Here is a 6,170-nt window from a genome sequence, read left to right on the forward strand (position 1 = left end):
GCGTCCATCACATCAAAGCCTATTTCAATAATAAATATGTTTAATTAAATGTTTAAATAATGTAATTTTTGTTAAATAAAAATAAGTTTTAATAATTATATTTGGTAGCTATAATCGCGAAGTTTTTGCACTAATTTGCATTAATTTAAAAACATTTAAGGATAAATATGTTTATTAGACGGATTTTGATTATCTGGGCATTGGCTCTTTTTTCTTTTACTTCTATTGCATCCAGTACTCCTGCCTCAGCAGACAGAGTGGGGGTTGACGTATTAGATAAGTTCAATATTAAACCTGAACTTAAAGCTCAAGATTATCATTTATTTGGCGATAAGATAGACCCGGTGATGGGGAATCTAAGCTTCACCCAAACCGATTTAAACCTCCCTGGAAATTTCACACTGCCCGTTAAAATTGAGAGAACTTTAAGCGGACCTGATGGCTGGTTTGCTGACAGCAGAGAATTTGCGTCTTGGAGTCTGGTGCTACCTCATGTTAGGAGTACTTTGCTTTCAGATCCCCAAGGGAATTTCCCCACAGATCATGGAGCGTGGGCGCTCGGTACGGCATGCAGTAGGCCATTAGGCCCGGGTCAGTACAAGTTAGTAGCGGGAACTACTTACAAAGTAGATGAACGTGATTATTGGGCTGGAGACTCTATAGAAATTCCAGGTGTTGGTAATGAGAAAATATTAGCAGATACCAATGGAGTTAAAACAACAGCCAGTGGATGGAAAATCAGTTGTTTAAATACCTCTGATGGCTATGAAGGCTTTAAAGTAGTCGATAATAATGCTAACACTTATTATTTTACAAAAATAAAATATGTCCAAAATTTAAAATCTGTTGATGTCTCTGCGAGTACTCCCACTCCTCCCCCTTGTTCATTTAATTGTACACAGCCAGAATTGCCAGACCCTTCAGATACTCAAACATTTTTGATTAATTTGAGGAAATATTCAGTTTTTTTGATGCCGAGTAAAATAGTCGACAAGCATGGAAATTATGTCGACTATATATACAGTGGCGACAAGTTAATAAAGATACAAAGCAGTGATGGCAGAAACATTTCTATTTCTTACAATAGTAATAATTATATTTCTTCTGTGACTGATGGCGTGCATACTTACAATTATGCATACGACACCTATGATATTGCAACACTCTCACAAGTGACTCGACCCGATGGAAGAAGTTGGAAGTTTGAACACCCCAAAAAATCAAATGAACCAGGACATTACTTTTGGAATAGAGTAACTATGGGAGAACATTCCCAAATGGTAATGGGGACAGGCTGTCCGCTTGGGACGGTTCAAGGTGGTGTTTTTGCCAAAATGACAAGCCCAGAAGGTGAGCAGGGAATTTTTTCACTCCATGAAACATACCACGGAAGAACTGGCATTGATAAAGTGCCGAGGCCTAATCCAAACCGTTGGCCGCAATATTTAGTTGGCTATTATGACACAGATTGTGTAAGCATGATATCTATATACGATAAGACCGTACAAGATGTTGATGGCATTACTAAATCATGGAGTTATAATTACTCTCAGAATCAGGGGGCATATAGTGGTGAGACTAAGGTAGCGCCCAAAACACTTGACTTTGATATTTCATTTTCTGGCCATGATGTTGGTGATTTTAAATCTACCACTATAACAAACCCTGATGGCAGTAAAGAGGTTTTCTTTTTCTCTAGAAAATTAGGTTGGGACGAAAATAAGTTATATGCAAAGGAATATATTAATATTGCTGGGCATGTTGTTAAAAGAGAGGAGTACCAATATTACAAGGGGAGATATGTAGGGAGCAGTAATGTATATCTTGATGAAACGTCTGAGCAGAAGATAAAAGAAAAATTGTCGTCAGAAATTCTTACAGCGGATGACGGTTCAACAGATAAATATTCTAAACAAGTAACGTTATTTACAGATTCTGATGAACCTGAAATTGTTCACTATTTCAATGATTTTAGTAGCAATGATCTATGGGAAAAAATAACCTACTTTAACCTCAACAGTATCAATCTACTGGATGTGGTATCAGGTGAAGAAGTTTCGTCTGATGGAAGTCTGTGGAAGAGCAGCGATAAGAAAGACTTCTATACTAGTGGAAGTGGTATTGGTGAGATATCAAATAGTTATGTAGCGGGTAAGCTGATTTCTACAAATTACTATAATACTGATGGGACATTGCAAAAGACCACCTATAATGGCTCTGGTCGCTATGAGCAGTATGATAGTTATTTTAGAGGTACGCCTAGGAAAATCACATTACCTTGTAATATCACAAATGGCTGCAATACGGTTAATGGAAGTTCAGTAAACACTGTCGTGGCACTTTTATCCGTTAATAATGATGGCACAATTCAGAGTGTCACTGATTTTAATGGAAATAAAGTTAACTATAGTTACAACCCAATCGGATGGCTAACAAAGATTGATTATGCAGATACGAAGTGGTTGGATAAAACTATCGACTATACGACAGTGACCGTCGCGAATGACGGACTAAATGGTAGCGACATTCCAGCAGGAAGCTTACGGCAAACGATTAGCCAAGGTAATTATCAAAAGAGAATTTATCATGATGGTTTATTGAGGCCTATTTTTGTATCTGAACGGGATACCACAAATGGGACAACTGCCAGATATCAGTCTTTTGAATATGATGCGGAGAGTAGGGTAACCCTTGAAACATTTTTCAACAATTCACCAGCAAATAGGTTCGGTAACAAAACTGAATATGATGTTTTAGGTCGAGTGATACGAAAAACACGGACTAGTGATGGCCGAGAAATTCAAACAAGCTATCTTTCCAACAATAGTGTTGCCGTAACGGATGGGGAAGGCAATACAACAACAACGACATATTTAGCTTATGGGAGTCCTGATTATCAGCTACCAATATCCATAGACGCCCCTGATACAGATAGTCTTTCTATTGCTTACAATGAATTTGGGCAAGTAACCGCACTCTCCCAAGGACGTGTGACGGAAAATCGTGTTTATGATGTTTATCAGGAACTGTGTAAGGTCGTACGCCCCGAAACTGGAATAACCGCCTTTGGGTTCAATGGACAACGGCAAATTATTTGGCGTGCAGAAGGAACTAGTGGCAGTGCAACTGCCTGTGACCCAGGAGCTGTTCCGTCAAGTCAGAAAGTCTTGATTGGATATGATAACCAGGGGCTTATCCGCACAGAGACATACCCGGACGGCATATCAAATAAGACATACGGCTATGATCCTCAAGGCAATCTTGTAACCCTCTCTGCGGGTAATGTGCTTTGGAATTATCAGTACAACAGCCTAAATCTAGTCGCTAAGGAAACGTTGACCTTAGACAATAGAAGCTTTGCATTAACGAGAAATTACAACAGCCTGGGAGCACTATCATCACTCACATACCCCTCCGGGGGGACCGTGGACTTTTTGCCAAATGCGTTAGGACAAGCTACTAAGGCGGGAGCATATGCTTCAGGCGTCAGTTATTTTGCCAATGGGCAAATAAAACAGTTCACTTATGGTAACGGCATACTCAGAACCGTGCAGCAGGATACGAGTGGGCGGCTTGACTCTTTATTGGATGCAAAAAGTGGGGTGGTAAAAAACAACCTAAAACCGGCTTATGATTTTAACGACAATCTAACAGAGTTGATTGACTTTGTTGACCGCAGTTATGACATCAGCAGCATTCATTATGATGGTGTTGATCGCTTAATTAGTGCCAACGGTAAGTGGGGAACAGGACGTTTTAGTTACGATGGTATGGGTAACATACTCAGTAGGAGTTACAACAACTCAACAATCGGTTTTCAGTACAATAGCCGTAATCTACTCAATAATTTGACAGGTGCTTACGCCTATAAATATCAATATGATGCTCGTGGTAATGTCATCAATAATGGACGTTATGCGTTGAGTTATAACCTAGCGCAGCAAATGACGAGTGCGAAATCCATTTCTTACGTTTATGACGGTTTTAATCGTAAGGTCAAGAAGACTAATAGCAGTGGAAATTCATATACTGTTTACAGTAAAGATGGACAGTTATTGTATCGATTAGCGCCAAATGGTACGCAAACTGACAGTATTTATCTCGGTAAACAAATTGTGGCTGAAGTCGACCGTTAACAGGGATGTGTAATATGCTGAATATAAATATGTTTAAATCATTACTCATGACGCTGTTGTTTGTGGTGTCTGCAACTGTTCAAGCTGTGACAATTCGTTATCAGCATACAGATATGCTCGGTTCAGTGATAGCTGAAACTGATGCTTCGGGAAATGTATTGAGCCGTAGTCACTACGAACCTTTTGGTAAACGGCTTGGCGGTGATAAGGCTGGGATAGGTTTTACTGGTCATCTGCAGGATGAAGATCTGAATCTGACCTATATGCAGGCACGATACTATGATCCACTTATCGGGCGTTTTTACTCGAATGATCCTGTTGATACATTAGGGCACATGGAACAAGAAAACCCTGCACAAGGTTTCAATAGGTATGCTTACGCAAATAATAATCCATACAAATATACCGATCCTGATGGAGAATTTGCACGGCTTTTCCCTGCACTAGTTGCGGCTGCGAAAATTGCACCTAAAGCATACAAAGTTTATAAGTCTAATCAACGGATTAAAAAAGTATTGAAAAACAAAACAAGCACAGGGAAAAAAAATGAATATAAATCTAGTAACGGAAGTAAAGAAGTTGACAAAAATTTCAATACGTTGACCAAAGGAAGTGAAACGAAAACTTATGAAAACGGAACAAAAGTAGGTAAATTGCCCGATGGTAGGAAAGTGGATCAGCATGCAAGTTCAGGAAAAAGCGGGAAAGGTACAGATGTTGAGAAAGGTACACCATCCATAAAAATTACCAATGAAAGTGGTAACAAAACACAAACTACAATTAGGTATCCTGAGGTAAAAAAATGATTATTTCGGATGAAAAAGGGATAGCAATTGTTGAAGGTCTATTAACGAAGATTAAAAATGAATACTTTCCAGAAGATGTTCATCCATTTCCTGAATTCCCATTAAAAGATGGAATGTGTGCGCTCATATGGCATGAAAATGAAGAATACGAATTTGGTAGGAATTCTTGGATAGATAAGAATACGTTTTTAGCACTAAAAGAGGTCATCGAAAATTGGTCAAACACAAGTGATATATATATCGCTTGGGCTTTTAGAGAATTGAATGAACTTGGTCAACCCTTACCAAGGGTTGTTGTTAAGCTTCCTCTTAATTGGTCGGAGCTATCCAATTATGAATCAAAAATTGATTGTTCAATTAGCCAATTTTATGTCTTTGATGAATTCTTAGATTGGTTTATATATGTTGACGATTCAGTAATGTTAGCTGGCTGGAACAAACTAATATTGGAACTAGAAACCAGATTAGATGGTAGTAATACTGCAATTCAAATGTTTGATGAATATTTGAACGGCGTTAACTCTGAAGACACTAAAACTTGGGTCGCTCGAATCAAGAATCGATACGAGAAAGCAAAATTAAACCCGTAAAAGTGTATGGTCCGCCTCGTTGTTGCAAGAATAAAATTCAATAACGAGGTGGGTCTGAGCTGTACTAGCTCAAACCTGATCTGACAGTTACCCATTTTTCTGGTGCCTCCGTCAGATTAGATTTGAGCTAAATTCTTTTCAGCCCAAATCGCTTTCCCATCAATGAGTGTCACCATTGGTGTTCGGCCACAACACATTTTTCCCTGATGAGTCCGTTCATTGTTGTAATAAGCCAGCCAGTCGTTTGAACCATTACTCATGACGCTGTTGTTTTGTGGTGTCTGCAACTGTTCAAGCTGTGACAATTCGTTATCAGCATACAGATATGCTCGGTTCAGTGATAGCTGAAACTGATGCTTCGGGAAATGTATTGAGCCGTAGTCACTACGAACCTTTTGGTAAACGGCTTGGTGGTGATAAGGCTGGGATAGGTTTTACTGGTCATCTGCAGGATGAAGATCTGAAGCTGACCTATATGCAGGCACGATACTATGATCCACTCATAGGGCGGTTTGAATCGCCACTACTTCACTAGACGACTTTTAGCCTCATTAAAATACTGACGTTCATACTCTAACGGTGATAGTCCATCATTGGAACTATGCTGTCGTTTCGGGTTGTAAAACATCTCAATATAA

Annotated in this window: 5 protein-coding genes and 1 pseudogene; 4 read left to right on the plus strand and 2 right to left on the minus strand. The window is 39.1% G+C overall.

The window, feature by feature from the left end:
* Positions 1-167 precede the first annotated feature (167 nt).
* Genes J3L11_RS18310 through J3L11_RS18320 form a run of 3 tightly spaced genes read left to right on the plus strand, consistent with a single transcriptional unit; the run spans position 168 to position 5,532 of the window.
* A complete protein-coding gene (locus J3L11_RS18310) occupies positions 168-4,136 on the plus strand; it encodes an RHS repeat protein (RefSeq protein WP_207571918.1) in 3,969 nt (1,322 codons plus the stop codon).
* A 14-nt stretch (positions 4,137-4,150) separates the two neighbouring features.
* Positions 4,151-4,942 (plus strand): RHS repeat-associated core domain-containing protein, encoded by a 792-nt coding sequence (locus J3L11_RS18315; RefSeq protein ID WP_207571919.1) that lies wholly within the window; start codon positions 4,151-4,153, stop codon positions 4,940-4,942.
* Positions 4,939-5,532, plus strand: coding sequence for a hypothetical protein (locus J3L11_RS18320; RefSeq protein WP_207571920.1), 594 nt, complete (start codon positions 4,939-4,941; stop codon positions 5,530-5,532). Before J3L11_RS18315 ends, J3L11_RS18320 begins: the two co-directional genes overlap by 4 nt.
* Positions 5,533-5,648: 116 nt before the next feature.
* On the opposite strand, the pseudogene J3L11_RS18325 reads toward J3L11_RS18320, so the two are convergent.
* A pseudogene (locus J3L11_RS18325) lies at positions 5,649-5,777 on the minus strand (IS481 family transposase); the annotation flags it as partial.
* 53 nt (positions 5,778-5,830) lie between these two features.
* Between J3L11_RS18325 and J3L11_RS18330 the strand changes: the two are divergent.
* Positions 5,831-6,067: an RHS repeat-associated core domain-containing protein gene (locus tag J3L11_RS18330; RefSeq protein ID WP_347566528.1), complete on the plus strand. Its 237-nt coding sequence runs from the start codon at positions 5,831-5,833 to the stop codon at positions 6,065-6,067.
* Here the strand turns inward: J3L11_RS18330 and J3L11_RS19700 are convergent.
* Positions 6,056-6,170, minus strand: a 115-nt coding sequence (locus tag J3L11_RS19700) for an IS3 family transposase (protein WP_347566507.1), incomplete at its 5' end; no start/stop codon positions are given. The genes J3L11_RS18330 and J3L11_RS19700 overlap by 12 nt on opposite strands.

The organism is Shewanella sp. 4t3-1-2LB (assembly GCF_017368415.1).
GTDB lineage: Bacteria > Pseudomonadota > Gammaproteobacteria > Enterobacterales > Shewanellaceae > Shewanella > Shewanella fodinae.